Source organism: Pelomonas sp. CA6, from assembly GCF_022549225.1.
Lineage (GTDB): Bacteria > Pseudomonadota > Gammaproteobacteria > Burkholderiales > Burkholderiaceae_C > Roseateles.
Genome location: NZ_JAKZFD010000006.1, coordinates 113,583 through 139,560, shown reverse-complemented (window position 1 = coordinate 139,560; position 25,978 = coordinate 113,583). Strand labels below are relative to the sequence as shown.

General features: G+C 67.7%; 23 protein-coding genes and 2 tRNA genes. 6 read left to right on the top strand and 19 right to left on the bottom strand.

Annotated elements, in window-relative coordinates; translation table 11 throughout:
- Window positions 1-57: 57 nt before the first annotated feature.
- The 3 genes from carB to LZ017_RS12000 all read right to left on the bottom strand — a co-directional run bounded on the left by carB (window position 58) and on the right by LZ017_RS12000 (window position 5,215).
- Complete coding sequence (gene carB / locus LZ017_RS12010) at window positions 58-3,324, bottom strand: carbamoyl-phosphate synthase large subunit (RefSeq protein WP_241397064.1); 3,267 nt, start codon at window positions 3,322-3,324, stop codon at window positions 58-60.
- Window positions 3,325-3,348: 24 nt separating this feature from the next.
- Window positions 3,349-4,509, bottom strand: a complete 1,161-nt coding sequence (gene carA, locus LZ017_RS12005; RefSeq protein WP_241397063.1) for a glutamine-hydrolyzing carbamoyl-phosphate synthase small subunit — start codon at window positions 4,507-4,509, stop codon at window positions 3,349-3,351.
- A 292-nt stretch (window positions 4,510-4,801) separates the two neighbouring features.
- Window positions 4,802-5,215: a heme-binding protein gene (locus tag LZ017_RS12000; RefSeq protein ID WP_241397062.1), complete on the bottom strand. Its 414-nt coding sequence runs from the start codon at window positions 5,213-5,215 to the stop codon at window positions 4,802-4,804.
- Between the two features lie 217 nt (window positions 5,216-5,432).
- Here LZ017_RS12000 and LZ017_RS11995 point away from each other — a divergent pair, with 217 nt between their 5' ends.
- Complete coding sequence (locus LZ017_RS11995) at window positions 5,433-6,125, top strand: Bax inhibitor-1 family protein (RefSeq protein ID WP_241397061.1); 693 nt, start codon at window positions 5,433-5,435, stop codon at window positions 6,123-6,125.
- 91 nt (window positions 6,126-6,216) lie between these two features.
- Here LZ017_RS11995 and rlmD read toward each other — a convergent pair whose 3' ends face one another.
- The 5 genes from rlmD to surE form a co-directional block, all read right to left on the bottom strand.
- Window positions 6,217-7,581 (bottom strand): 23S rRNA (uracil(1939)-C(5))-methyltransferase RlmD, encoded by a 1,365-nt coding sequence (rlmD, locus tag LZ017_RS11990; RefSeq protein WP_241397060.1) that lies wholly within the window; start codon window positions 7,579-7,581, stop codon window positions 6,217-6,219.
- A 49-nt stretch (window positions 7,582-7,630) separates the two neighbouring features.
- Window positions 7,631-8,623: an RNA polymerase sigma factor RpoS gene (gene rpoS / locus LZ017_RS11985; protein ID WP_374109914.1), complete on the bottom strand. Its 993-nt coding sequence runs from the start codon at window positions 8,621-8,623 to the stop codon at window positions 7,631-7,633.
- A 25-nt stretch (window positions 8,624-8,648) separates the two neighbouring features.
- The gene (locus tag LZ017_RS11980) at window positions 8,649-9,557 is read right to left on the bottom strand and encodes a peptidoglycan DD-metalloendopeptidase family protein (protein ID WP_241397059.1); all 909 of its coding nucleotides are present in this window, start codon (window positions 9,555-9,557) and stop codon (window positions 8,649-8,651) included.
- A 63-nt stretch (window positions 9,558-9,620) separates the two neighbouring features.
- A complete protein-coding gene (locus LZ017_RS11975; RefSeq protein WP_241397058.1) occupies window positions 9,621-10,451 on the bottom strand; it encodes a protein-L-isoaspartate(D-aspartate) O-methyltransferase in 831 nt (276 codons plus the stop codon).
- Window positions 10,452-10,521: 70 nt separating this feature from the next.
- Window positions 10,522-11,274 (bottom strand): 5'/3'-nucleotidase SurE, encoded by a 753-nt coding sequence (surE, locus tag LZ017_RS11970; protein ID WP_241397057.1) that lies wholly within the window; start codon window positions 11,272-11,274, stop codon window positions 10,522-10,524.
- Between the two features lie 134 nt (window positions 11,275-11,408).
- Between surE and LZ017_RS11965 the strand changes: the two genes are divergently transcribed.
- Complete coding sequence (locus tag LZ017_RS11965) at window positions 11,409-12,386, top strand: NADPH:quinone oxidoreductase family protein (protein ID WP_241397056.1); 978 nt, start codon at window positions 11,409-11,411, stop codon at window positions 12,384-12,386.
- A gap of 118 nt (window positions 12,387-12,504) precedes the next feature.
- On the top strand, window positions 12,505-13,245 hold the full coding sequence (locus LZ017_RS11960) for a response regulator transcription factor (protein WP_241397055.1): 741 nt from the start codon (window positions 12,505-12,507) through the stop codon (window positions 13,243-13,245).
- A gap of 170 nt (window positions 13,246-13,415) precedes the next feature.
- Here the strand turns inward: LZ017_RS11960 and LZ017_RS11955 are convergent.
- The 7 genes from LZ017_RS11955 to uvrC all read right to left on the bottom strand — a co-directional run bounded on the left by LZ017_RS11955 (window position 13,416) and on the right by uvrC (window position 19,541).
- Window positions 13,416-13,491, bottom strand: a tRNA-His gene (locus LZ017_RS11955).
- Between the two features lie 95 nt (window positions 13,492-13,586).
- Window positions 13,587-15,506: a SurA N-terminal domain-containing protein gene (locus LZ017_RS11950; protein ID WP_241397054.1), complete on the bottom strand. Its 1,920-nt coding sequence runs from the start codon at window positions 15,504-15,506 to the stop codon at window positions 13,587-13,589.
- Between the two features lie 153 nt (window positions 15,507-15,659).
- Window positions 15,660-15,735: transfer RNA gene (locus tag LZ017_RS11945), tRNA-Val, on the bottom strand.
- 10 nt (window positions 15,736-15,745) lie between these two features.
- Window positions 15,746-16,018: an HU family DNA-binding protein gene (locus tag LZ017_RS11940; RefSeq protein WP_241397053.1), complete on the bottom strand. Its 273-nt coding sequence runs from the start codon at window positions 16,016-16,018 to the stop codon at window positions 15,746-15,748.
- Window positions 16,019-16,212: 194 nt separating this feature from the next.
- Complete coding sequence (gene pgsA / locus LZ017_RS11935) at window positions 16,213-16,779, bottom strand: CDP-diacylglycerol--glycerol-3-phosphate 3-phosphatidyltransferase (RefSeq protein WP_241397052.1); 567 nt, start codon at window positions 16,777-16,779, stop codon at window positions 16,213-16,215.
- Window positions 16,780-16,939: 160 nt separating this feature from the next.
- Entirely contained in the window at window positions 16,940-17,482 is a 543-nt protein-coding gene (locus tag LZ017_RS11930) for a hypothetical protein (protein WP_241397051.1), read from the bottom strand.
- The gene (uvrC, locus tag LZ017_RS11925) at window positions 17,469-19,541 is read right to left on the bottom strand and encodes an excinuclease ABC subunit UvrC (RefSeq protein ID WP_241397050.1); all 2,073 of its coding nucleotides are present in this window, start codon (window positions 19,539-19,541) and stop codon (window positions 17,469-17,471) included. Before uvrC ends, LZ017_RS11930 begins: the two co-directional genes overlap by 14 nt.
- Before the next feature lie 33 nt (window positions 19,542-19,574).
- Here uvrC and earP point away from each other — a divergent pair, with 33 nt between their 5' ends.
- Window positions 19,575-20,672, top strand: coding sequence for an elongation factor P maturation arginine rhamnosyltransferase EarP (earP, locus tag LZ017_RS11920; RefSeq protein ID WP_241397049.1), 1,098 nt, complete (start codon window positions 19,575-19,577; stop codon window positions 20,670-20,672).
- Between the two features lie 87 nt (window positions 20,673-20,759).
- Window positions 20,760-21,314, top strand: a complete 555-nt coding sequence (efp, locus tag LZ017_RS11915; RefSeq protein ID WP_241397048.1) for an elongation factor P — start codon at window positions 20,760-20,762, stop codon at window positions 21,312-21,314.
- 51 nt (window positions 21,315-21,365) lie between these two features.
- Here efp and ilvB read toward each other — a convergent pair whose 3' ends face one another.
- Window positions 21,366-23,201: a biosynthetic-type acetolactate synthase large subunit gene (gene ilvB, locus LZ017_RS11910; protein WP_241397047.1), complete on the bottom strand. Its 1,836-nt coding sequence runs from the start codon at window positions 23,199-23,201 to the stop codon at window positions 21,366-21,368.
- A 98-nt stretch (window positions 23,202-23,299) separates the two neighbouring features.
- Here ilvB and LZ017_RS11905 point away from each other — a divergent pair, with 98 nt between their 5' ends.
- Window positions 23,300-23,761: an Lrp/AsnC family transcriptional regulator gene (locus LZ017_RS11905; RefSeq protein ID WP_241397197.1), complete on the top strand. Its 462-nt coding sequence runs from the start codon at window positions 23,300-23,302 to the stop codon at window positions 23,759-23,761.
- A 42-nt stretch (window positions 23,762-23,803) separates the two neighbouring features.
- Here LZ017_RS11905 and LZ017_RS11900 read toward each other — a convergent pair whose 3' ends face one another.
- From LZ017_RS11900 to yaaA, 3 genes are all read right to left on the bottom strand, one after another.
- Window positions 23,804-24,172, bottom strand: coding sequence for a hypothetical protein (locus tag LZ017_RS11900; protein WP_241397046.1), 369 nt, complete (start codon window positions 24,170-24,172; stop codon window positions 23,804-23,806).
- Window positions 24,173-24,235: 63 nt separating this feature from the next.
- A complete protein-coding gene (locus tag LZ017_RS11895; RefSeq protein ID WP_241397045.1) occupies window positions 24,236-25,090 on the bottom strand; it encodes a 2OG-Fe(II) oxygenase in 855 nt (284 codons plus the stop codon).
- 22 nt (window positions 25,091-25,112) lie between these two features.
- Window positions 25,113-25,901 (bottom strand): peroxide stress protein YaaA, encoded by a 789-nt coding sequence (yaaA, locus tag LZ017_RS11890; protein WP_241397044.1) that lies wholly within the window; start codon window positions 25,899-25,901, stop codon window positions 25,113-25,115.
- Between the last annotated feature and the right edge of the window lie 77 nt (window positions 25,902-25,978).

Here is a 25,978-nt window from a genome sequence, read left to right as displayed (position 1 = left end):
GCCGCTGCCGCTCAGCATCGCTGAGCCGCGGCGGCGGGTTGTGGAGTGGGTGGAAGTTTAGACCAGTTCCGCGTGCAGTTCCTGGAGGGATTGCACCAACAGGCCGTCCTTGTGCTTCATGCCCTCCACGGCGGCCTCGCAGCCGGCCATGGTGGTGTAGTAGGTCACGCGGTTGGCCAGCGCGGCCTGGCGGATGTAACGGCTGTCGGCGATCGCGGTGCGGGTCTCATCCACGGTGGTGAACACCAGCTGGATCTCGCCGCCCTTGATCATGTCCACGATGTGTGGGCGGCCATCCTTGACCTTGTTCACCACGCGCACCGGCACGCCGGCCTCGGCGATGGCCGCGGCGGTGCCCTTGGTGGCAATCACGCCAAAGCCCAGCGCATGCAGGTCCCGGGCCACGGCCACGGCGCGCGCCTTGTCGCTGTTCTTCACCGTGATCAACACGTGACCCTGGCGCGGCAGGCGGCTGCCGGCCCCCAGCTGGCTCTTCAGCATGGCCTCGCCAAAGCTGCGGCCCGCGCCCATGACCTCGCCGGTGGAACGCATCTCCGGACTGAGGATGGGGTCCACGCCGGGGAACTTGTTGAAGGGAAACACCGCTTCCTTGACGCTGAAGTACGGCGGCACGACCTCGTGCGGCACACGACCGTTGCGGTCGCGCTGATCCTTGAGCGGGACACCGGCCATGCAGCGCGCCGCCACCTTGGCCAGTTGCTGGCCCGTGGCCTTGGACACGAAGGGCACGGTGCGCGAAGCGCGCGGGTTCACTTCGAGCACATAGACCGTGTTCTCGCCCAGGCCTTTGCTGACATCACCCTGGATCGCGAACTGCACGTTCATCAGGCCGACGACCTTCAGCGCGCGCGCCATGGCCGCGGTCTGTCGGCGCAGCTCTTCCTGCAGCTCCTGCGACAGCGTGTAGGGCGGCAGGGAGCAGGCCGAGTCGCCGGAGTGGATGCCAGCCGCTTCGACGTGCTCCATGATGCCGCCGATCATCACATCGGCGCCGTCGCAGATGCAGTCCACGTCCACCTCGACCGCATCCTCCAGGAAGCGGTCCAGCAGCACCGGCGACTTCTCAGAAACGCGCACGGCCTCGCGCATGTAGCGCTCCAGATCCTTGTCGCCGTGCACGATCTCCATCGCGCGACCGCCCAGCACATAGCTGGGACGCACCACCAGCGGATAGCCGATCTCGTTGGCCAGTTGCACGGCCTGGTCTTCGTTGCGCGCGGTGCGGTTGGGCGGCTGCTTCAGGCCCAGTTCGTGCAGCAGCTTCTGAAAGCGCTCGCGATCCTCGGCGATATCGATGCTGTCCGGCGTGGTGCCGATGATGGGTACGCCGTTGGCTTCCAGGTCCAGCGCCAGCTTCAGCGGCGTCTGGCCGCCGTACTGCACGATCACGCCGACAGGCTTTTCCTTGTCGACGATCTCCAGCACGTCCTCCAGCGTCACCGGCTCGAAGTAGAGGCGGTCGCTGGTGTCGTAGTCGGTCGAGACCGTCTCGGGGTTGCAGTTGACCATGATGGTCTCGTAGCCGTCTTCGCGCATCGCGAGCGCGGCATGGACACAGCAGTAGTCGAATTCGATGCCCTGACCGATCCGGTTCGGGCCGCCGCCCAGCACCATGATCTTCTTCTTGTCGGACGGCTGGGCCTCGCACTCCTCATCATAGGTGGAGTACATGTAGGCGGTCTGCGTCTCGAACTCGGCCGCGCAGGTGTCCACCCGCTTGTAGACCGGTCGCACGCCCTGGGCATGGCGCACCTTGCGCACCTCGTGCTGGTGAGTGCCCAGCAGCTTGGCCAGACGCTTGTCCGAGAAGCCCTTGCGCTTGAGCAGCAGCAGCTCATCGCGCGACAGGCCAGCCAGGTCTCGGCCCTTGAGGCTTTGTTCGATCTGGATCAGTTGCTCGATCTGGGCGAGGAACCACGGGTCGATCGCGGTCTCCTCGAACACCTCCTGCAAGCTCATGCCGATCCGGAAAGCGTCGCCGACGAACAGGATGCGCTCCGGGCCGGGCTCGCCGATCTCCTGGATGATCTCCTCCCGGTCGGTCGAGCGTTCGCTCAGGCCGTCGATGCCGGTCTCCAGACCGCGCAGTGCCTTCTGGAACGATTCCTGGAAGCTGCGGCCCATGGCCATCACCTCACCCACCGACTTCATCTGCGTGGTCAGGTGCGCATCGGCCATCGGGAACTTCTCGAAGGCGAAGCGCGGGATCTTGGTGACCACGTAGTCGATGCTGGGCTCAAAGGACGCCGGAGTCACGCCTCCGGTGATGTCGTTCTTCAGCTCGTCCAGCGTGTAGCCGACGGCCAGCTTGGCGGCAATCTTCGCGATCGGGAAGCCGGTGGCCTTGGAGGCCAGAGCCGAGGAGCGCGAGACCCGCGGATTCATCTCGATCACGATCATCCGACCGTTGGTCGGATTGATCGAGAACTGCACGTTGGAGCCACCGGTGTCCACGCCGATCTCGCGCAGGATCGCGATCGACGCATTGCGCAGCAGCTGGTACTCCTTGTCGGTCAGGGTCTGCGCCGGCGCCACGGTGATGGAGTCGCCGGTGTGGATGCCCATAGGATCCAGGTTCTCGATGGAGCAGACGATGATGCAGTTGTCCGCCTTGTCGCGGACGACCTCCATCTCGTACTCCTTCCAGCCGATCAGGCTCTCCTCGATCAGCAGCTCATTGGTCGGCGACAAGTCCAGGCCACGCTTGCAGATCTCTTCGAACTCTTCCGGGTTGTAGGCAATGCCGCCGCCGGTGCCACCCAGCGTGAAGCTGGGACGGATCACCATCGGGAAGCCGGTGCCGCCGATCTCGGCCTGGATGCGCTTCTGCACGCCCCAGGCCTCTTCCATCGTATGCGCGATGCCGGACTTGGCCGAGTCCAGGCCGATCTTGGTCATCGCGTCCTTGAACTTCAGCCGGTCCTCGGCCTTCTCGATCGCCTTCTCGTTGGCGCCGATCATCTCGACGCCATACTTGGCCAGCACGCCGTGCTTGTGCAAGTCCAGCGCGCAGTTCAGCGCCGTCTGGCCGCCCATGGTGGGGAGGATCGCGTCCGGACGCTCCTTGGCGATGATCTTCTCGACCACCTGCCAGGTGATGGGCTCGATGTAGGTCACGTCGGCCGTGTCCGGGTCGGTCATGATGGTCGCCGGGTTGCTGTTGACCAGGATGACCTTGTAGCCCTCTTCGCGCAGGGCCTTGCAGGCCTGGGCGCCGGAATAGTCGAACTCGCAGGCCTGGCCGATGATGATGGGGCCGGCGCCGATGATGAGGATGCTCTGGATGTCGGTACGTTTTGCCATGTCTTGTTCTCCTGCCGTCGGGCTTTAGGCCTTGGCCATCAGACCGATGAAGCGGTCAAACAGGTAGGCGATGTCATGCGGGCCGGGGCTGGCCTCGGGGTGGCCCTGGAAGCAGAAGGCGGGCTTGTCCGTGCGCGCCAGGCCTTGCAGCGTGCCGTCGAACAGGCTGATGTGGGTGGGGCGCAGGTTGGCGGGCAGCGTGTCGGCGTCGACCGCGAAACCGTGGTTCTGGCTGGTGATGCTGACGCGGCCGTTGTCCAGGTCCTTGACCGGATGGTTGGCGCCATGATGGCCGAACTTCATCTTGAAGGTCTTGGCACCGGAGGCCAGCGCCATGATCTGGTGCCCCAGGCAGATGCCGAAGGTGGGAATGCCGGACTCGATCAGCTGCGCGGCGGCCTGGATCGCATAGTCGCAGGGCTCCGGGTCGCCAGGGCCGTTGGAGAGGAAGACGCCATCCGGCTCCAGGTCGAAGACCTCGGAGGCCGGCGTCTGTGCCGGCACCACGGTGATCTTGCAGCCGCGCGAGGCAAGCATGCGCAGGATGTTGTGCTTCACGCCGAAGTCGTAGGCAACGACATGGAAACGAGGCGCGGTCTGCTCGCCATAGCCCTGCCCCAACTGCCACTCGGTCTGCGTCCAGGATTCGCGCTCGCTGCGGCTGACCACCTTGGCCAGATCCAGGCCGGCCATGCTGGGCGCGGCCTTCGCGGCGGCGACGGCCTCGGCGATCAAAGCATCGGTGATCTGCTCGCCGGCCTTCAGGGCCAGGATGCAGCCGTTCTGCGCACCGGTGCGGCGCAGGACGCGGGTGAGACGACGGGTGTCGATGTTGGAGATCGCGACCGTCCCCTCGTCCTGCAGGTACTGGCGCAGGCTGCGGTCCTTGCGGAAGTTGGAATCGAGGACCGGTGCCTCCTTGATGATCAGGCCGGCGGCATGGATCTTCGTGGCCTCGACATCCTCGGCATTGACCCCATAGTTGCCGATGTGCGGATACGTCAGCGTGACGATCTGGCGGCAGTAGCTGGGGTCGGTGAGGATTTCTTGGTAGCCGGTGAGCGAGGTGTTGAACACCACTTCACCGACGGTTCGGCCGGCAGCGCCTAGCGCCGAACCCTTGAAGACCGTGCCGTCTGCCAGGGCGAGGATCGCGGGGGGAGCGGAAAGCAGATCAGGCAGCACGGGTAACTCCGTTGTTGTGCGCGCGCCCAGCTCTGCTCCAGGGCCTGTCCGGATCGGTGTTCCGACGCCCCTGTGATTGACAGAGGCCGGACCCGGTTCGCGGACCCTCCTGGCGGAGTGAATCCTAAGGGATTGGGGGTGGAGTTTTGCTCGACGCGGTAGGTTGCGGGTAAACCCATCAAGTATAACCCACCAGGGTTATCACCGAGACAAAACCCTCAGCGATCAAGCCTCATCACGCTTCGCGTTATGCGGAGCCAGCCTTCCCGGCCGCCCCGCGAACCGAAACGGCTCAAGCCCCCAGTTCCAGCGCCGCGATGGCCGCGCGGGCGATCTGGGCATCTTCGCCGGACTTCACGCCGCTGACGCCCACCGCACCAACACAGTGGCCGTCCACGATCACCGGCACGCCACCTTCCAGCATGCCCTGCAGCTGCGGCGCACTGAGGAAAGAGGTGCGGCCCTGGTTGATCATGTCCTCGTAGATCTTGGATTCACGGCGGCCCAGCGCGGCGGTCCGCGCCTTGGCCGGCGCGATCTCGGCCGAAATCGCGGCCACACCATCCAGCCGCTGCAGCCACAGCAGATGGCCACCGTCGTCGACGATCGCGATGCTCACGGGCCATTGGTTGGTCAGTGCATGGGCCTCGGCCGCCGCCGCCATTCGTTTGACATCTTCGAGGGTGAGATAGGGTTTTTGCTTCATGATCGACTGCCTTGTCCAGGATCTGGGGCCCGCGCCCCGCAGACGCCGACTGTAACGACTCGGGCGATACCGGACATGGGCCGCCCGGAAGGCCCTGCCCCTCATCCGCTCTTCATGCGCCGGACGTCTAAAATGCTACGACGTACCGCCGAACCCGGCGGACCGGATCGGGCCTCAGCCTTGCCGGAGCCCATCCATCCATTTCGACGGAGGACGAATGAACAACAGCATGCAAACCCAATACGGCGGCTATGGCACCGGCCTGGCGGCCGACCGTCAGCGCGTTCTGCGCAACACCTACTGGCTGCTGGCCCTGTCGCTCGTGCCGACGGTGCTGGGCGCGTGGATCGGTGTTTCGACCGGCATCCTGGCCAGCCTGGGCATGGGTGCCAGCACGATTCTCTTTCTTGTGGGCGCCTTCGGCCTGATGTTCGTCATCGAGAAGACCAAGAACTCCAGCACCGGCGTCGTCGCGCTGTTGGCCTTCACCTTCTTCATGGGCTTGATGCTGTCGCGCCTGCTGGCGGCGGTTCTGGGCTTCCGCAACGGCGCGTCGCTGATCATGACTGCCTTTGGCGGCACCGCGGCGATCTTCTTCACGATGGCCACCATGGCCACCGTGATCAAGCGCGACCTGTCCAGCATGGGCAAGTTCCTGATGGTGGGCGCCGTGATCATGCTGGTGGCCGGCCTGGTGAACATCTTCCTGCAATCGTCGGCGCTGATGCTGACGCTGCTGGTGCTGTCGCTGGCAGTGTTCTCGGCCTTCATGCTGTACGACATCAAGCGCGTGATCGACGGCGGCGAGACCAACTACATCACCGCAACGTTGGCGATTTACCTGGACCTGTACAACGTGTTCCAGAGCTTGCTGTCGCTGCTGGGCATCTTCGGCGGCGACCGCGACTGACCCAACCCATGCCCCGCGCCGCGGCGCGGGGCTCCAAAGGAAAGGGCTCCCTGGTGGAGCCCTTTTTCATACCCGCTCGGACAGTGGCGTCTCAACGCTCGAAGACGGCAATGGACTCGACGTGAGCCGTGTGCGGGAACATGTTCACCGCCCCGGCCCGCGTGCAGCGATAACCCGCCAGGTTGACCAGCAAGCCGGCGTCACGCGCCAGCGTGGCGGGATTGCACGAGACATAGACAATGCGCCGCGGCGGCGTCCAGCCCGGCGCCAGCGCCGGGTCCTGCACCAGATCCGCAAGCGCCTTGGCCAGCGCGAACGCCCCCTCGCGCGGCGGGTCTACCAGCCAGCGATCCGACTCGCCATCGGCCGCCAGCAACTGCGGCGTCATCTCGAACAGATTGCGCGCCACGAAGCTGGCCTTGTGATCCAGGCCGTTGCGGCGCGCGTTCTCGCGCGAGCGCTGCACCAACGCCTCGCTGCCTTCGATGCCCAGCACCTCCCGCGCCTGCGTGGCCAGCGGCAGCGTGAAATTGCCCAGGCCGCAGAACCAGTCGATCACGCGCTCGCCCGGCTGCGCCTCCAGCAGCCGCAGCGCGCGGCCCACCAGCGTGGTGTTGATCTGATGGTTGACCTGGGTGAAGTCGGTCGGCTTGAAGGGCATCACGATGCCGAACTCGGGCAGCGTGTAGGCCAGCTCCGGCCCGCCCGTGTCCAGCAGGTGCACGGTATCCGGCCCCTTGGGCTGCAACCACCACTGGACGCCGTACCGGCCCGCGAAGTCGCGCAACAGGGTCAGGTCATGCTCGCTGAGCGGCTCCAGATGGCGCAGCACCAGCGCAATGACCAGGTCCGCCCCCTGCCCCCCGATCGCCAGCTCGATCTGCGGCAACCGGTCGCGCGCCTGCATGGCACCGACCAGCCCGCGCAGCGGCAGCAGCATGTCGCTCACACGCTGGGGCAGGATGGGGCAGACCGACATATCGGCGATGTAGCGGCTCTTGCGCTCGTGGAAGCCGACCAGCACATGCCCTTTCTTGGGCACATAGCGGACGGACAGGCGGGCCCGGTAGCGGTAGCCCAGCGCCGGCCCCTCGATGGGTCTCAGCAGCGCCTCGGGCTTGACCTTGCCAAGATGCCAGAGGTTGTCTTCCAGCACGCGCTGCTTCACCGCCACCTGGGCCGCCGGATGCAGGTGCTGCATCTTGCACCCCCCGCAGGCGCCGGCATGCAGGCCGAAGTGAGGGCAGGCCGGGCGCACTCGTTGCGCGCTTTCGCGCCGCATGGCGGCCATCGCCGCCTGTTCCCAGTTGTTTTTCTTGCGGCCGACCGCGACCTGCACTTCCTCGCCCGGCAACGCGCCTTCGATGAAGACCACCTTGCCTTCGGTGTTATGCGCGACGCCCTGCGCGTCCAGGTCCAGCGACTCGACCTTGAGCCATTCGGATACATCAGTCATGGGCGCGATTATCCCAGGCATGCCGGGCATGACCGGGCCCCCAAAGCGCCTAGAAGATGGAATCGCGGTTGATGCCCTGACGCATCATGTTGCGCTTGAGCTTGGCCAGGGCCTCGATCTGGATCTGGCGTATGCGCTCGCGCGTCAGCCCCAGCCGCCCGGCCAGCACATCCAGGGTCTCGGGCTCGCGGTCGGCCAGGCCATAACGCCCCGACAGCACCTCGCGCTCCCGATCACTCAGCGAGGCCATCCCATGGCGCAGCAGGTCCTCGATCTCGTGATTAAGCCGCTGTCCGGCGGGGTCCACCGCCTGTTCGTCGGCAACCAGGTCCAACAGCGATTCGCCGCCATCCCCATTGCGGTCCACCGGCGAATCCAGCGAGCTGGGCTGTTCGGCGTAGGCCAGAATCTCGGCGATCTCCTGCACCGGGCGCTGCAGCAGCGCCGCGACCTCCTCGGCGCGCACGGTTTTATCGCCGCCGTTCTGGGCCGACAAGGCCTCCAACGCGCGGCGCGCCTTCAACACCTGGTTGAGCTCGCGCACGATGTGGACGGGGAGCCGCACCAGTCGCGCCTGATGCATCAAGGCGCGCTCGACGCTCTGGCGTATCCACCAGCTGGCATAGGTGGAGAAACGGAAGCCGCGTTCGGGTTCGAACTTGCCGATCGCGTGCATCAGGCCCAGGTTGCCCTCCTCGATGAGATCGCTCATCGGCAGGCCGCGGCCGAGGTAGTTCTTCGCGATGCTGACCACCAGACGAAGGTTGTGCTCGATCATCGCCTGGCGCGCCTGGAAGTCACCGGCGCGGGCGCGCACCGCGGTGTCGTACTCCTGCTGAGGCGTCAGCAGCGGTGTGCGTCGGATGTCGCGCAGATAGGACTGCAGCGCGTTGCCCGGATCGGCGTCATTGGGCGGCAGCATGCCGTCCATGTCCGGCGTGGCGCGTGCCTCGCCGTCCTGGGCGCCCGCGGCCGCGCCGTTGAGCGCGCCACCGGCAGGAAAGCCGGGTTCGTACGGAGAAGCGGCGCGATCGGTATGCATGATGCGGCGCTCTCCGTCGGGATGTTCAGCGCGAAGGCAGCAGCTTCGCCGGGTCAACCGGCTTGCCCTGCTTGCGCACCTCGAAGTGCAGCTTGACTTGGTCGGAGTCGCTGGAGCCCATTTCGGCGATCTTCTGTCCCTTGCGTACCGCCTGCTCCTCCTTGACGAGCAAGGTCTGGTTGTGCGCGTAGGCCGTGAGGTAGGTGTTGTTGTGCTTGATGATGATCAGATTGCCGTAGCCGCGCAAGCCCGAGCCGGCATAAACCACACGCCCATCGGCCGCGGCCAGCACCGGGTCCCCGGCCTTCCCACCAAAGGCCAGCCCTTTGTTCTTGACTTCATCGAAGCCGGCCGTCACCGGCCCCGTGGCGGGCCAGGAGAAGTGCACGTCGTCGTCGCCACCGGCCGCAGCGGCGGCGGGCGGCGTCGCAGGGGCCGAGGCCGGCGCCGCGGTCGTGCTGCCGCTGGCGGCGCCGCTCGCCGGCGCACTGCCAGCCGGGGCCTTGCCGTCCAGCGGGCGGGTTTCGACCTTGGCGGTGGTGATGGGCTTGGTGCTGACCACCGAGGGATCCACACCCGGAGGCGCGACACGCAAGACCTGACCCACCTCGATCAGGTTGGGGTTGTCCAGCCCGTTCCACTTCGCGACGTCGCGCCAGTTCTGGCCGTTGTCCAACGCGATGCGGATCAGGGTGTCACCCTGCTTGACGGTGTAGTACCCCGGCTTGCCGGCGTTCTCCGCGCCCGGCAGCGGCTTGACCTCGACCGTCGGGGAAGCCGACGGCAGCGGGGCGCCGGGCTTGGTCGCGCCGGGACGTCCCACGTTGCGCTCTTCGACCGGAGCCCTGTTGGGCGACGATGCGCAGCCGACCAGGGTCAGCACCAGAAGACCGGCCGCTGTCAGGCCGAGGTAACGGGCTTGGGGTTGTTGCATGAACTCTCGATCTCTCGCTGGTGGATCATGCGGATGGGCGCGACGCGCAGCATTCCGCATCGACTACACGATGCCGGATTTTAGGGGCACGAACAGCACCGCCTCATGCAGGCTGCGCACAAAGCGGCTACCACTTGCATCTGAGACATGGTCGATCAGCACCAGCACCTGGCCCTTGCCGCTGGGCGCCGTCATCGGTGCGACCAGCCGCCCACCGGGCGCCAGTTGATCCAGCCAGGGCTGGGGGATGTCATCGCCACCGGCTGCGGCAATGAGGCTGTCGTAAGGGGCACCGGCCGCATGCCCGAGGCGACCATCGCCATGCAGCAGCTGGATGCGTCCCTGCCCCTGCAGGTTCTGGCGCGCCTTGTCGTGCAGCGGGCGCAGCCGCTCGATCGAGACCACGCGCTGGGCCAGCTGAGCCAGCAGGGCCGCCTGATAGCCGCAGCCGGTGCCGATCTCCAGCACGCGGCCCAGATGACCGCGCCGCTGCGCGCCCGGCCCAGCCAGCAGCAAGGCCATCATGCGACCGACGACCGAGGGCTTGGAGATGGTCTGACCATGTCCGATCGGCAGGCTGGTGTCCTCATAGGCCTGGATGGCCAGCGCGGTATCGACGAACTGGTGGCGAGGCACCTGGGCCAGGGCCTGCAGCACACGCTCGTCGCCCAGCCCTTCGCGCCGCAGCCGGTCGGCCATGCGCTGGCGCACCAGCGCGGAGTCCAGCCCCAGGCCAGACGGCGCGGCGACGCGCCCTGCCGCCTCCGCCTGCTGCCAGTGCAGCTGGGGCCGGATCAGCTCACGCGCCCCCGCCGGACGAGGTCCGGCACCGGGACTGTCCAGTTTGTCCAGAGACAGCGGAAAGCGCTTGGCGCGCGATCCCGGCTCGCTCACCGGGCGACTCCCGCCTCGATGTGGCAGGCCATGCCCGACGTCCGGCAAGACCGCTGCGGCACGCCTGGCCTCATGCCGGCTGCCCCAGCAGACGCTGGCGCCAGTACGATGCGCCGGCGTGGTCGGTCAGGTCCACCTGCAGTGGCGTGATGGACACCATGCCATTGGCCGTGGCGTGGAAGTCCGTGCCCTCGCCCGCCTCGCGCGCATCGCCCGCCGGGCCGATCCAGTAGATGGGCTCACCGCGCGGATTGCGCTGCTCGATCAGCGCTTCGCTGGCATGCCGGCGGCCCAGCCGGGTGATGCGGCGCGGCAGCGCCAGCGCGTCGGCTCGGTTGGGAATGTTCACGCTGAGCAGGAAAGGCTGGCCCAGGCCGCCGGCGATCACCTGCTGGATCAGCTCACGCGCGACCGCGGCCGCTGCGTCCAGCTCGCCCCAGCCCTTCTCCACCTGGGAGAAGGCGATGGACGGAATGCCGAACAAATAGCCCTCGGTCGCCGCCGCCACCGTGCCCGAGTACAGCGTGTCGTCGCCCATGTTGGCGCCATTGTTGATGCCCGAGACCACCAGGTCGGGCCGATAGTCCAGCACGCCCGTCAGGGCCAGATGCACGCAGTCCGACGGCGTGCCATTGACATAGCGATGGCCGTTGGCAGCGGTGAAGACCGACAGCGGACGCGACAGCGTGAGCGAGTTGGAGGTCCCGCTCGCATTCTGCTCGGGCGCGATCACGTCGATCTGTCCCAAGCCCTCGCAGGCCTTCACCAGCGCGGCAAGCCCGGGCGCCAGATACCCGTCATCATTGGCAATGAGTATTCGCATGCGGGCATTGTAGGCAGACACCCCGCCCGCGCCGGAAGAGACCCGGACGTCACCTGAGCGACGCCCGCTCACCGGCGGGCTTCCTATCATGCGCGCCAGGCTCCGAGCCGGGGCCAGATCAAACGGAGGTCGAGATGAAGGGCTGGTTGTGCGAGAACCCGGTGGGCGTGCAGGCGTTGCAATGGAAGGAGCTTCCGACGCCGGAACCGGGTCCGGGACAGCTGAGGGTCGCCATACGCGCGGCCAGCCTGAACTTCCCGGACCTGCTGATCGTGCAAAACAAATACCAGGTCAAACCACCACTGCCCTTCGTACCTGGCACCGAGTTCGCGGGCGTGGTCGAGGCGGTGGGCGAAGGCGTCAGCGGCTTCAAACCCGGCATGCCGGTCGCCGCCTTCACCGGCACCGGCGGCTTCGCCACCCATGCGCTGGTGCCTGCGGCGCTGGCCCTGCCCTTGCCGCCCGGCTTCGCCTTTGAAGACGCCGCAGCCTTCATCTGCACCTACGCCACGGCCTACCATGGCCTGCTGGACCGGGCCGCGCTGAAGGCCGGCGAGACCGTGCTGGTGCTGGGCGCCGCTGGTGGCGTGGGCACGGCGGCCATCCAGGTGGCCAAGGCGGCCGGCGCGCGCGTGATCGCCGCAGCGTCCAGCGCCGACAAATGCACACGTTGCCTGGAGATCGGCGCCGATGCCGCGATCAACTACGCCGACACCGATCTGCGCGCCGAACTGAAGACCCTGACCGCGGGGCGTGGACCGGACGTGGTGCTGGACCCCGTCGGCGGACCATTGGCCGAGGCCGCCTTCCGCGCCATCGCCTGGCGCGGCCGCTATCTGGTCGTCGGCTTTGCCCAGGGCGAAATCCCCGCACTGCCGCTGAACCTCGCCCTGCTCAAGGGCGCCTCGCTGATTGGCGTGTTCTGGGGCGAATTCGCCAAGCGCGAACCCCAGGCCAATGCCGCGATGATGATGCAACTGGCCGGCTGGTACGCCCAGGGCCGGATCAAGCCGGTGCTGGACCGCGTGCTGGACATGGAACAGCTGCCGCAGGCCTTTGAGCGCATGAGCTCGCGCCAGGTCGTCGGCAAGCTGGTCGTGCGCAACGCCTGAAGCCTCGGCGCCCAGCGAAGGGCCAGCCTCCCCCCGCAAATCGGTGGCTCCCTGTTCCCCCGTCTATGCCAATGCACGACCATGCGCAGGTGCTAGCATGCCGCAATTGGACCTTGCCATGGCCGTCAAAGTACTCATCGTTGAAGACAATCCGGTTGCCCGCAGCTTTCTCTGTCGTGTCGTTCGCGAGAGTTTCAGCGACGCCATGGACATCACGGAGGCCGGCGATCTCGAAGGTGCCCGGCGGCAACTGGCCGCGGTGGACCGCAGCTCGCCGGACCACGGCTTCAAGCTCATCCTCGTGGACCTGGAACTGCCCGACGGCAGCGGCATGGAATTCCTCGCCGAGCTGGCCGGACGCCAGGCGATCAAGATCGTCACCACGCTGTACTCCGACGACGACCATCTCTTCCCGGCGCTGCAGTGCGGCGCCGACGGCTATCTGCTGAAGGAAGACCGCTTCGAGGTGCTGGTGGAAGAGCTGCAGCGCATCGTGCGTGGGCAGCCCCCCCTGTCGCCAGCGATCGCGCGCCGCCTGCTCTCGCACTTCCGACCTGGCGCCGGCTGGGACAGCGGCCCCATGGGCCTGCACTCCGGCTTCGGCGCGCTGACGGCCAGCAGCACGACGCCACACCGCGCCGTGAGCCTGGAGCCGGGCGCCGAATGGGAGCGCCTCACGCCGCGGGAGAACGAAGTTCTCACCTACTTGAGCAAGGGCTTCACGATCAAAGAGATCGCCAACCTGATGGGCATCAAGTGGTTCACCGTCAACGACCACATCAAGTCCATCTACAAGAAGCTCAATGTCTCCAGCCGCGCTGAGGCGGCGGTGCTGGCGTCGAAGCAAGGCTTGGTCTGATGATGATCACCCGAGGAGCGACACCGGTGTCGCTCCATCGCCCGCTGAGCGATCCGCCAAGCGGGGACTGAGCAGCCCACAGCGAATCCGGGTGGGTGCTCCACACCGGAACACAACGCCCAAACAAAAACCCCGGCCGTCTTGCGACAGGCCGGGGTTTTCTTATTCGGTGGGGTGGCTGATGGGACTCGAACCCACGACAACCAGAATCACAATCTGGGACTCTACCAACTGAGCTACAGCCACCGAAGAAGCCTTAGATTATAGAGCGAAATTTGCGAGGTAGGGAAGAGTTTTGGAAATTTCTTTCGATGCCCTGTCCCGCCCCTCTCAGCGCTCGCTCAAGGCTGCGGCGCGGACGCCGCCAGCGCGGCCTGCGGCGCGGTGATCTTGGCCTTGTGCTCGGCCTTCAGCGCGCCGTAATAGGCTTGCGCTTCGGCCGCGCCCCAGGCCTGCGCGTACTGCTGCGCGGCGCGCTTGGCGTCGACAACGGCCGGGTCGCGCGGCAGCACGCGGTTGATGCGCACCACCACATAGCCGTCGGCGCCGGCATCCAGGCCGGCATAGGCGGGCAGCTTGCTCGCGTCCGTGCGCATCAGGTCGTTCAGCAGCTTGCCGTTGAACAGCGGATCGGGCTTGGCGCGCGACAGCACCTGGGCCTCGCCGAGGCCGGCGGCATCACCACCCTTGCGCAGATCGGCCAGGCGCTGCTCGCCGGCCTTCACGGCCAGGGCCTTGGCCTGCTCGGCCACCCAGGCCGTGCGCAGCTCGTTGCGCACGTCGGCCAGCGCCGGCACACGGGCCGGGCGGTGCTGGACCACGCGTGCCGACACCATCTGGTTGGGGCCGGTTTCGACGGCCTCGGTGTTGCGCTTGTTGTTCAGCGCGTCCGTACCGAAGACGGCCTCCAGCAGCTTGGCCGAGGACAGCGCCCCCGTCGCGCCGGCCGCGGGCTTGCGCTGCACGGTGGCGGTCTGGATCTTCAGGCCCATCTTGTCAGCCGCCGGCTTCAGGCTGTCGGACTGCTCGTAGACCATGTTGCTGAATTGCTCGGCCAGCTCGGAATAGCGCTTGGCCGCCTGCTGGCGGCGCAGCTCGGCCTCGATCTCCGCACGCACGCTGTCGAAGCTGCGCTTGTCGCCACCGCGCACGCCGGTCAGCATGATGATGTGGTAGCCGAAGTCCGAGCTGACGACATTGCTGATCTCGCCCTGCTTCAGCGCATAGGCCGCATCCTCGAAGGGCTTGACCATCGCCCCGCGGCCGAAGAAGTCCAGGTCGCCACCGCGCGCGGCCGAGCCTTCGTCCTGCGAGTTCTTGCGCGCCAGCTCGGCAAAGCCGGCCGGGTTCTTGCGGGCCTCCTGCAGCAGGGCCTCGGCGCGCGCGCGCGCCTTGGCCTTCTCGTCGGCCGAGGCGCCCTCGCCCGCCTTGATCAGGATGTGGCTGGCGCGGCGCTCCTCGGCTACGGTGTAGCGCGCCACATTGGTCTCGTAGTACTGGCGCAGCTCGGCCTCGTTGACGCTGACGCCGGCGCGCAGCGCGTCGATGTCCAGCACCAGGTATTCGATGTCTGCGCTCTCAGGCAGCTGGAAGCGCTGCGCCACAGCCGGCTGCTTGTAGTAGGCCTCGAGCTCGGCATCCGTGGGATTGAGCTTGGCCGCGAAGTCCTTGGCCAGGAAGCGCTGCACCTGCACCTCGCGCTGCTGCAGCAGCGCATCGAAGGCCAGGCTGGCGCTGGCCTCGGTCGGCAACGCCGAGTCACCGACGACGCTGAGCACCTGGCGCAACGTCAGGTCCTGACGCAGGCGCTGCGCGAACATCTCTGAGCTCATGCCCTGGGCCGCGAGCACGGCCTTGTTGACCGAGCCATCCGGGTTGCGCAGGAAGGCGAATTGCGGGTCGTTGCGGAACAGGGTCTGCAGCCGCTCCTTGCTGATGGTCAGGAACTGCTCCTTGGCGGCCGACTGCAGCACGCGCTCGCGCAGCAGCTGGTCCAGCGACTCCTGGCGCAGCTCGGGCGCATCCAGCAGCTTGGGATCGACATTGGGCATCTGCTGACGGATCTGGTCCACGCGCTGGCGGTGCGCGGCATCCCATTCGGCCTGGGTGATCTTGCGACCGTCGACCGTGGCGACGCCGGCATTGCTGCCATCCATGAAGCGTGAATAGCCTTCCACGCCCAGCAGCACAAAGGACGGCAGGATCAGGATCAGCAGCAGGAACTGAAACAGCCGGGTGTGCTTGCGAACGAAATCAAACATCAACAACCTCGGAAAGGCGGCGCGCCGGCCAGCACCGAACACCCCGGTGCGAAGGACCTGCGACACGACAGTAAACGTGACAAAGGCGAACCGTGGTTCGCCTTTGCGAGAGCGGCATTCTAGCCTTGGCTCCGGGGATGGCCCGCAGGCCACTGGTGGGTGCTGAGGGGCTCGAACCCCCGACCTACGCCTTGTAAGGGCGCCGCTCTACCAACTGAGCTAAGCACCCCCGGAAAAAATCAGTTCACCGCATCCTTCAGGGCCTTGCCCGGACGGAACTTCGGCACCTTGGCCGACTTGATCTTGATCGCGTCGCCGGTACGCGGGTTACGGCCCGAGCGAGCGGCGCGCTTGCTGACCGTGAACGAGCCGAAACCGACCAGCGAGACCGTGCCGTTCTTCTTCAGGGTCGTCTTGATACCGCCGATCACGGCTTCCAGCGCTCGACCCGCCGCCGCCTTGGAGATGTCGGCTTGCTTGGCAATGTGCTCGATCAGTTCGGACTTGTTCACGAAGACACCTCTTGGTGGGTTCAACTCAGGCCGCAGCGCGACCGGTGGATGAGGGCGATCCGCAACGCATCTCCGACACCGAAGAACGTGACATGCACGGCGCGCGGGAAGCGGATTCTAGACGCATTCCCACGGCCACCCAGGCAGGGAGAGTCCCGATCGCCCACCGTGGCGCAGCCATGCAGGCGAGCCCTTCAACGCGCCTTGGCGCGGATCTCCGGCAGAGCCTTCTGCAGGTAGTAGGCCATGGACCAGATGGTGAGGACAACCGCGGCCAGGATCAGCCATTGCCCCCAGGCGCGCGTGTCGATCACGCCGAACAGCCGTCCGTCATAAAGCAGGAAGGGGATCGCCACCATCTGCACGGTGGTCTTGAGCTTGCCCACCATGTGCACGGCCACCGAGCGCGACGCGCCGATCTGCGCCATCCACTCGCGCAGCGCCGAGATCGCGATCTCGCGGCCGATGATGACCAGCGCCACCAGCGCATTGACCCGCCCAAGCTCCAGCAGCACCAGCAGGGCCGCGCAGACCAGGAACTTGTCGGCCACCGGATCCAGGAAGGCGCCGAAGGACGAGGTCTGGTTGAGCTTGCGCGCCAGATAGCCGTCCAGCCAGTCGGTCAGCGCCACCGCGATGAACAGCACCGTCGCCAGCAGGTTCTGGTGCGCGGGCGCGATCTGCAGATGGAACGCGCCCACGATCAGCGGAATGGCCACGATGCGGGCCCAGGTCAGCAGGGTGGGCAGGGTCAGGAACATGAGGGCATTGTGCCCAAAGAAAGCACCGCGCCGGTGCTCTCCGGGCCCGGCCTTCCCGCCCTGTCGCTTTCTCGCCCCGTCGCTGAAGAAAACGGAGGGCCGCTCCCGATTTTCCTGACCTCGGCGGCGCCTGGCGCGAAGCGACCGGACGGATGGGCCTTCAGTCGTCCAGCGTACGCGGCTTGAAGCGCCTTTCGTCGTTGAACAGGAAGACCTCGTTGAACTTCCAGGGCCGCGGCAGATGGGACAGATCGCCATAGGGCGCGGCGCGATGCACCGCGTCAATGGCGAGCTGGATGGTGTCGCGCGCCTGCCCCGGCTCGCGCATCACGGCGACGCGCTTGACGCTACCGTCGCGGTTGAGCTCGACTTCCAGCACCGGGATGGCCAGCAGCACCGCCGGCACCTCGCCCATGTAGCTGCGCTCGGGATTGGCGGCGACCAGGCGGCGCGCCGCCTGTAGGCGCAGCTCGTCATGGGTGCGCACCGGCTGGGCTGGCGCCAGTTCGACAGGGCCGTGGGCGCCGGCCGTGGCCGGCTGCCCAGGCGACTTCTGCGCCGCGCCCGCTTGGGGCAGGTTCGCGCCGGAGCGCGGTTCGGCCGGGCCGCGGCTGGTGCCGCAACCGGCCAGCACCAGGCTCAGGCCCAGGCCCAGCGCCCGCTTCAGCCACGAGGCGGCGCGTTGTTCTTCAATGCAAGGCACGATAAATCTCCTCTGCCAATTCGCGCGAAATGCCTTTCACGCCTGCCAATTCCTCGACGCTGGCGCCAGCCACGCCACGCACGCCGCCAAAGCGCTGCAACAGCTGCGCACGCTTCTTGGGCCCCACGCCGGGCACGTCCTCCAGGCGCGAGCCTCCGGTGCGCACCGACGCCCGGCGTGCGCGCATGCCGGTGATCGCGAAGCGATGCGCCTCGTCGCGGATCTGGGCCACCAGCATCAGCGCCGCCGAGTCGCGGCCCAGGTAGACCTTCTCGCGCCCATCGGCGAACACCAGCTCCTCCAGGCCCACCTTGCGCCCCTCGCCCTTCTCGACACCGACGATCAGGCCCAGGTCCAGCCCCAGCTCCTCGAAGACCTCCCGCGCCATGGAGACCTGGCCCTTGCCGCCGTCCACCAGCACCAGGTCCGGCAGGCGGCCCTGGCCATTCTGGGCCGCCTCGGCCAGCTTGCTGTAGCGGCGCGTCAACACCTGCCGCATCGCGGCATAGTCGTCGCCGCCGGTGACGCCCTCGATGTTGTAGCGCCGGTACTGGCTGCTCTGCATCTGGTGGCCCTCGAAGACGACGCAGGAGGCCATGGTGGCCTCGCCCGCCGTGTGGCTGATGTCGAAGCACTCGATGCGCAGCCGGTCCAGGTCGCCCAGGTTGAGGTCCAGTGCCTCGGCCAACGCGCGCGTGCGCGCCTGCTGCGAGCCTTCCTCGGCGAGCAGACGGGCCAGCGCCAGCTCCGCGCCCTTGACACACATCTCCTGCCAGATGCGGCGCTGCCCGCGCGGCTGCGGCTGGGTGCCGACCTTGTAGCCGGCCTGCGCGGACAGCGCCTGGCCCAGCTCCTCGTCCACCGCATGCGACAGCACCAGCAAGGGTGGCACCGCGGCTTCCAGGTAGTGCTGCGCGATGAAGGCTTCCAGCACCTGGCGCTCCGGCGAATGCTCGCTCTCCGCGAGCCCGCGGTCGTCGTCATCGAGCGCGTCCAGGCGCAGCGCCGTCGCATCGTCGACATGGCGCGGGAAGTAGGCACGGTCGCCCAGATGGCGGCCGCCGCGCACCATGGCGAGGTTGACGCAGGCGCGTCCGCCCTGCACCTTGACGGCGAGGATGTCGACGTCGCGGTCGCGGCCGGTGGCGCTGTTCTCGTCCACCGCCTGCTGCTGCAGCACGCGCGACAGCGCGCCGATCTGGTTGCGCAGCTCGGCCGCCTGCTCGTACTCCAGGCGCTCGGCATGCGCCATCATCTGGTCCTGCAGTCCCTGCAGCACCTCCTCGGTCTCGCCGAGCAGGAAGCGCTCGGCGTTGCGCACATTGCGCCGGTACTCATCGGTCCGCCCCTCGGGCACACAGGGCCCCGAGCAGCGCCGGATCTGGAACAGCAGGCAGGGCCGGCTGCGGTTATTGAAGACCGTGTCCTCGCAGGTGCGCAGATGGAAGACCTTCTGCAGCAATTGGATGGACTCCTTGACCGCCCAGGCACTGGGGAAGGGGCCGAAGTAGCGATGGCGCCGGTCCACCGCGCCACGGTAGTAGCTGATGCGCGGCCACTCATGGCCGGACAGACGCAGATAGGGATAGCTCTTGTCGTCGCGGAAGAGGATGTTGAAGCGCGGGTCCAGCGCCTTGATCAGGTTGTTTTCCAGCAGCAGGGCCTCGGCCTCGGTGCGCACCACCGTGGTCTCCAGCCGCGCGATGCGCGCCACCATCATGCCGATGCGGGTGCCGCCATGGTCCTTCTGGAAATAGCTGGACACGCGCCGCTTCAGGTTCTTGGCCTTGCCCACGTAGAGCACCTGGCCCTGGGCGTCGAAATAGCGGTAGACCCCAGGCAGGCTGGGCAGCGCGGCCACCTCGGCGAGCAGGCGCTCGCGCGACTCGCGCGCCGCCTGTTCGACCTCGGCCACCCGGCGCGCCTCGGCCGCCTCGTCGGCCTCGCGCTCTTCGCGCCATTGGCTCAACACCTGTTCGCCCAGCGCGGTCAGCTGGGTCTGCTTGTCGTCCTGAGTGGATTCCGGGGCCTTGTCGTCGCCCGGCGCTTGCGTGTTCATGCCCGCGATTGTGCCGCCGCCGATAATCCGCCCATGCCCTCCCCTCTCGTTCCGGTCGCGCCAGCCCCGCGGCGCTGGGATTTCTTTTGCCGCGTGATCGACAACCACGGCGACCTGGGTGTGGACCTGCGGCTGGCGCGCGAGCTCGCGCAGCGCGGCCATGCCGTGCGTCTGTGGTGCGACGACCTGTCGGCCCTGGGCTGGATGCAGCCCGCCCCCGTGCCCGGGCTGGACTGCCGGCCCTGGGCCGCCAGCGAATCGGCCGATCCGGCCGAGGTGGTGCTGGAGACCTTCGGCTGCGAGTTGCCGCCGGCCTATCTGCAGCGCATGGCCCAGGCCCGCGTGGCGCCGACCTGGATCAATCTCGAGTACCTCAGTGCCGAGCCCTATGTCGAGCGCAGCCACGGCCTGCGCTCGCCGCAGTTCAGCGGCCCGGGCGCCGGCCTGCAGAAGTGGTTCTTCTATCCGGGTTTCACGCCGCGCACTGGCGGGCTGCCTCGCGAGACGGGCCTGCTGCAGGCGCGCGCCGCGCACGACGGTGCGGCCTGGCTGACCGAGCGCGGCTGGGCGCCGGAGCCGGGCGAGCGGGTGCTGATGCTGTTCGCCTATCCGCATGCGCCGCTGCGGGCCCTGCTCGACGCCCTGCCCGGCCGCTGGTTGCTGCTGCTGTGCCCAGGCGACGCGCAGACGCGCGTGCCCGCGTTGCTGCGCCCTGGCCAGCGCTGCCTCACTCTGCCCTATCTGAGCCAGCAGGACTTCGACCGCCTGCTGTGGTCCTGCGATCTGAACCTGGTGCGTGGCGAAGATTCCTTCGTGCGCGCGCAATGGGCCGCGGCGCCGATGCTGTGGCACATCTATCACCAGGACGACGGCGCGCATGGCCCCAAGCTGCGCGCCTGGCTGGACCTGGCCTGGGCTGGCGCGCCGGCGGCGCTGCGCCAGTCCTGGCAAGCCCTGGCGCTGGCCTGGAACGGGCTGGGCCCCTGGAACGAGGAGGCCCGTCGCGCCCTGCACCAGCTCCCCGAGGCGGCCCGGCAGCAGCGGCGCTGGCGTGACGAACTGGCGCAGCAAGCGCCTCTTGCCGAGCAGCTCTGTGGCTTCGTCGCCCGGAAACACGGCATCTCGGGCTAGAATAGCGGGCTTTTCGCGCGTTTTGGCCGTCCAGCCTGGGTTGTCAAGATGCGTTCAACACCCGGAACTACCGATACCGGAACCATCATGAAACTCGCTCAAGAAATCCGCGCCGGCAACGTCATCATGCAGGGCAAGGACCCGATGGTCGTGCTGAAGACCGAATACAGCCGGGGTGGCCGCGGCGCCGCCACCGTGCGCATGAAGATGAAGAACCTGCTGAACGGCGCTGGCGCCGAAGTGGTGTTCAAGGCCGACGACAAGATGGACCAGATCATCCTCGACAAGAAGGAGTGCACCTACTCCTACTTCGCCGACCCGATGTATGTGTTCATGGACACCGAATACAACCAGTTCGAGGTGGAAGCCGAGAACATGGGCGACACCGTGCAATACCTGCAGGACGGCATGGAAGTGGAAGTGGTGTTCTACGACGGCAAGGCCATCTCCGTGGAGCTGCCCACCACCATCGTGCGCGAGATCGAGACCGAGCCGGCCGTCAAGGGCGACACCTCGGGCAAGGTCATGAAGCCCGCCCGCATCGTCGGCACCGGCTTCGAGATCGCCGTGCCGCTGTTCGTCGAATCCGGCGACAAGATCGAAATCGACACCCGCACGCATGAGTACCGCAAGCGCGTCTGAGCGCCCAACCGGACTCCCGCAAGAAAGGCAGCCTGCATAGGCTGCCTTTTTTTATGGCTGGGCGCCGGATGGGCCCTCGGCATAGGGCTGCCCCTCGGCCAGCCAGACTTCGTGGTGGCCCGCGCCCGCCGGCACCATGGGAAAGCAGTTTTCCTGCGCCACCACGGCCACATCCAGCAGCTGCGGCCCCGGGGTATCCAGGCAGTGCGCCAGCGCCTCGTCCAGTTCGGCGCGTCGGGTGACGCGGCGCGACTGCCAGCCGAAGGCCTGCGCCAGCGCGACGAAGTCGGGCAGCGCCTCGGTGTAGCTGTGGCTCAGCCGACCGCCATGGATCAGCTGCTGCCACTGGCGCACCATGCCCATGTAGCCGTTATTGCTGAGGATCAGCTTCACCGGCGCGCCGTGCTGAACCGCGGTGGACAGCTCCTGGATGTTCATCAGCACCGACGCATCACCGCTGACGCAGACCACCAGCGCCTCGGGGTGCGCGATCTGCGCGCCGATCGCCGCCGGCAGCCCGTAGCCCATGGTGCCGGCGCCGCCCGAACTGAGCCAGCGCCGCGGCGACTCGATGCCCAGGTGCTGGGCCGCCCACATCTGATGCTGCCCCACGTCGGTGGCGACGATGGGGTCGCGCGCGCGGCGCGCGCGCAGCGCCGCGTCCAGCCGCGCCATCAGCGCCTGCGGCAGGATGGCGCCACCGGCCGGGTCGCGATAAGCCAGGCAGCGGCGCGCCCGCCAGCCCTCGATGCGCCCCCACCAGGGGGTCAGGTCTTGCCCTGAAAACGCCCTGCGCTCCCAGGCGGCCCGCAGCGCCGCCAGCCCCGCGCCCGCGTCGGCACGCAGCGCGACATCCGCGCGCCGCACCTTGTGCAGGCTGCAGGGATCGATGTCCAGGTGGATCACGCGCGCCCCCGGGCTGAAGGCGTCCAGCCGGCCGGTCACGCGGTCATCGAAACGCGCGCCGACGCAGACGAGCAGGTCCGCATGATGCATCGCCAGATTGGCCTCCAGCGTGCCATGCATGCCAGGCATGCCCAGGAACAATGGGTCGGAGGCCGGGAAGGCGCCCAGGCCCATCAGCGTCAGCGTGACCGGCGCCCCGCAGGCCCTCGCCCAGTCGGCGAAGGCGGCGCAGGCCTCGGGGCCGGCATTGATCAACCCGCCTCCGCCATAGAACAACGGCCGGCGTGCCGACGCCAGCAGCGCCACGGCCTGGCACAGCGACTCCGGGTCCAGCGCGGACGGCAAGGCCGGCTTGCGCAGGGGCACGGCCGGCGCGGTGCGCGGCACGGGCGCCTGCTGCACGTCCTTGGGCACGTCGATCAGCACCGGCCCCGGCCGCCCCGAACCCGCCAGCGCATGGGCGCGCCGCAGCAGCGCGCCCAGCTGTGCGGGATCGCGCACCTGGGCATTCCATTTCGTCACCGGGCGCGAGATGCCCAGCGCATCGCATTCCTGGAACGCGTCCGTGCCGATCGCGGCGCGCGCCACCTGGCCGCTGATGCACAGCACCGGGATGGAGTCGCTCAGCGCGTCCAGCAGGCCGGTCGTGGTGTTGCTCATGCCCGGCCCGGAGGTGACCAGCACCACGCCCACGCGGCCGGTGCTGCGTGCATAGCCCTGTGCCGCATGCACGGCCGCCTGCTCGTGCCTCACCAGCACATGGCGCAGCCGTGGTTCGTCGAACAGCGCGTCGTAGAGCGGCAGCACCGCGCCGCCCGGATAGCCGAACACCGTGTCCACCCCCAGTTCGACCAGGGTGTCGACCAGGGTCTGCGCGCCATTGCGCGGCGTCGGGGCGGGCGGCTCGGCGAGGGATTCGACGCCCGCCTCAACCGAGGCGGCGGGAAGTACGCGGGAGGGAGGATCGAGCAGGGAGTTCATGCCCCCACTGTCGATCAAGCTCCGCGGCAAAGGCTTCCGAAGTTGCCGGACAATCGGCTCTTCGCAGAAAATCCTCCCGCCAGCAAGCGCAAATGCAGATCAAGCTCGACAAACTGGACCTGACCATCCTCAGCGAACTGCAGCGCGACGCGCGCATCAGCCTGCAGGAGCTCAGCGGTCGCGTGGGCCTCAGCAGCTCACCGTGCTGGACCCGGATCAAGCGCATGGAGGAGTCCGGCGTGATCGAGGGCTACACCGTGCGCGTGAATGCCGCCAAGGTGGGCCTGCCGGACACGGTGATCGTCCATGTGACGCTGGACAGCCATTCGGACGAGGCGCTGTTCGACTTCGGCCGCGCGCTGGAAGCCATCCCCGAGGTGCAGGAGGCTTTTCTGGTGTCCGGGGACTACGACTACTACCTGCGCATCGCCGTCGCGGACACGCGCGATTACGAGCGCCTGCTGCGCGAGCGCCTCTACAAGATTCCCGGCATACGGCACAGCAAGAGCAGCTTCGTGCTGCGGCAGCTGAAGCAAAGCCCGCTGCCGCTGCGCCGCTGACGCGGCCACCCTTCCCGTGCCGAGGGCCGGGCGGCCGGCCGATCAGGCGTGCGTCTTGGCGCGCGAGCCCTTGTGTTTGGCCATCTTGGGAGCCTTGCCGCTCTTCATGGAGGCCTTCTTGCCGGCGTGCTTGCCGGACTTGCGGGCCGCCGACTTCTTCTTGCCAGCCTTGTGCGACGAGCCCGCCGCGGTCTTGCCCTTCTTGGCCTTGGGCGCCTGCGCCGCGGGCGCCATGTAAGCGGGCTGGGCCTGGGCGGCCGGCGCCATCACGGGGGCCTCCACCGCGGGGGCCACCGGCGCGGCCTTCACCACACCGGACTGGGCCTGTCCCTGGGCTTGGCTGAGGCCGCAGAGCGCCAGCGCGCCCGCGGCGATGGCGGCACGCAGAGTCAAGCGATTCGTGATCTTCATAGCAGTCCTTCTAAAAAACTCTTTGTTCATGGCACAGCCGGGGCCCGGCCCCGGAACTGGCGCTCAAATGAATTCCCGTTCGCGCAGCCACTTGGTGGCCACCCATTTTTCACCATCCAGCACCGGCGCACCGCCGTGCAGTGTCAGTGTCGCTGGATCCGGCCGGTCATAGCTGAAAAAAACCGCATTGCCCTTGACCGCCATCACATCGAGCTTGATGTCGGGGAAGGTCGTGGCGCCCCCGCGCTCGGGCGTGTTCAGGTACATCACCACCGTGCCCACGCGCTGTCCGCCGCGCTGCAGGATGGCCTTGGAGCTGGCGTGGTGCGGCTCGAAGTAGTCGTAGTGCGGCAGGTACTCGGCGCCGCGCCGGTAACGCAGCACCTGCAGGCCCTCGCCATGGCTGGCCGGCCAGTTCAGCAGGGCCGCGAGCCTGGCCTCGACGCGCGCGCAGACCTCGGTCTCGCCGCGCTCGAAGAACATGCCTTCGCTGGTGCGCGCGGAGTTCACCTCGGACCCCTCGTTGCGCGACGCCACCGTTTCGGAGCGCGCCAGCCGGTTGCGCGCGGCCAGCACCATCGCATCGCACTCGTCGTCGCTCAACAAGCCGCCGAACACCACCACCCGCGGGCGCTCCAGCGCCATCAGCACGCGGACCTTGCGCCCCAGCACCTCGATCTCGCTGTGCTGCGCGGCCAGGTCCGGCTCGGGCAGTTCACCGCGCGGGCGTGCCGGCTGCGCCGGCGCCGGCGCGGTCCATGACGGCAGGGATTCGGCCTGCTGGCCCAACGCCTGGCTGGCCACCTCGGGCATCCACCCGCTGCTGAGCATGGATTGGTACAAGGCCTCCCGCGAGACTCCGGCGGCAAGCTGCTGCTGCACCCACTGGCGCAGTTCTGGCGTGACGGATTGGCTCATGTCCTGTGGTGGGCCCCGGGGCTCACTCCTCGTTCAGGCGGCGGCGGAAGACCAGGCGCTCCTGGCTGGAGGCCTCGGCCGCGTAGCGATAGCCTTCCAGGTCGAAATCCAGCAGCCCTTCCGGGCGGTCGATGCGGTTCTGGATCGCATAGCGCGCCATCAGCCCTCGCGCCTTCTTCGCGAAGAAGCTGATGATTTTGTAGCGCCCGCCCTTCCAGTCCTCAAACTGGCAGTCGAGCACGCGCGGCTTGAGCGCCTGGCGATCCGCGGCCTTGAAGTATTCCTGCGAGGCCAGGTTGACGATCACCGGCGTGCGCTGCTGCGCCGCGCGTTCGTTGAGGTGTTCGGCGATGCGGTCGCCCCAGTAGGCATAGAGGGTGCGGCCCCGAGGATTCTCCAGCGCCGTCCCCATCTCCAGCCGGTAGGGCTGCATCAGGTCCAGCGGGCGCAGCACGCCGTACAGCCCGGAGAGCATCAGCACATGGTCCTGGGCCCAGCGCAGCTCGTCCACGCCCAGGCTGGCGGCCTGAAGCCCCGTGTAGACATCGCCATTGAAGGCCAGCACCGCGGGCTTGCTGTTGTGCTCATCGAACCGCGTCGACCAGGCGGCATAGCGCGCCGCGTTGAGCCCGGCCAACGCTTCGGACAGGTCCATCAGCTCGGCAATCTGCGCCGGCGTCTTGCGCCGCAGGATGCCGATCAGCGCGTCGGCCTCGGGGATGAACTGAGGCAGCGTCTGCAGCGCCCGCAACGCGCTGGGCGTGGGGCTGTCGTAGTCCAGGGATTTGGCAGGGGAAAGCAGGTACAGCATCGGCTCATGCAGAGGCCGGATTACCGCCGGCCAGTTCGCAGGACTGGCATTGTCGCGCAGCCGGACATGCGCACGGC

Coding starts and splice junctions, on each gene's coding strand:
- carB (WP_241397064.1), bottom strand. CDS start 3,324: ATGGCAAAACGTACCGACATCCAGAGCATCCTCATCATCGGCGCCGGC.
- LZ017_RS12000 (WP_241397062.1), bottom strand. CDS start 5,215: ATGAAGCAAAAACCCTATCTCACCCTCGAAGATGTCAAACGAATGGCG.
- LZ017_RS11995 (WP_241397061.1), top strand. CDS start 5,433: ATGAACAACAGCATGCAAACCCAATACGGCGGCTATGGCACCGGCCTG.
- rlmD (WP_241397060.1), bottom strand. CDS start 7,581: ATGACTGATGTATCCGAATGGCTCAAGGTCGAGTCGCTGGACCTGGAC.
- rpoS (WP_374109914.1), bottom strand. CDS start 8,623: ATGCATACCGATCGCGCCGCTTCTCCGTACGAACCCGGCTTTCCTGCC.
- LZ017_RS11980 (WP_241397059.1), bottom strand. CDS start 9,557: ATGCAACAACCCCAAGCCCGTTACCTCGGCCTGACAGCGGCCGGTCTT.
- surE (WP_241397057.1), bottom strand. CDS start 11,274: ATGCGAATACTCATTGCCAATGATGACGGGTATCTGGCGCCCGGGCTT.
- LZ017_RS11965 (WP_241397056.1), top strand. CDS start 11,409: ATGAAGGGCTGGTTGTGCGAGAACCCGGTGGGCGTGCAGGCGTTGCAA.
- LZ017_RS11960 (WP_241397055.1), top strand. CDS start 12,505: ATGGCCGTCAAAGTACTCATCGTTGAAGACAATCCGGTTGCCCGCAGC.
- LZ017_RS11950 (WP_241397054.1), bottom strand. CDS start 15,506: ATGTTTGATTTCGTTCGCAAGCACACCCGGCTGTTTCAGTTCCTGCTG.
- pgsA (WP_241397052.1), bottom strand. CDS start 16,779: ATGTTCCTGACCCTGCCCACCCTGCTGACCTGGGCCCGCATCGTGGCC.
- uvrC (WP_241397050.1), bottom strand. CDS start 19,541: ATGAACACGCAAGCGCCGGGCGACGACAAGGCCCCGGAATCCACTCAG.
- earP (WP_241397049.1), top strand. CDS start 19,575: ATGCCCTCCCCTCTCGTTCCGGTCGCGCCAGCCCCGCGGCGCTGGGAT.
- efp (WP_241397048.1), top strand. CDS start 20,760: ATGAAACTCGCTCAAGAAATCCGCGCCGGCAACGTCATCATGCAGGGC.
- ilvB (WP_241397047.1), bottom strand. CDS start 23,201: ATGAACTCCCTGCTCGATCCTCCCTCCCGCGTACTTCCCGCCGCCTCG.
- LZ017_RS11900 (WP_241397046.1), bottom strand. CDS start 24,172: ATGAAGATCACGAATCGCTTGACTCTGCGTGCCGCCATCGCCGCGGGC.
- LZ017_RS11895 (WP_241397045.1), bottom strand. CDS start 25,090: ATGAGCCAATCCGTCACGCCAGAACTGCGCCAGTGGGTGCAGCAGCAG.
- yaaA (WP_241397044.1), bottom strand. CDS start 25,901: ATGCTGTACCTGCTTTCCCCTGCCAAATCCCTGGACTACGACAGCCCC.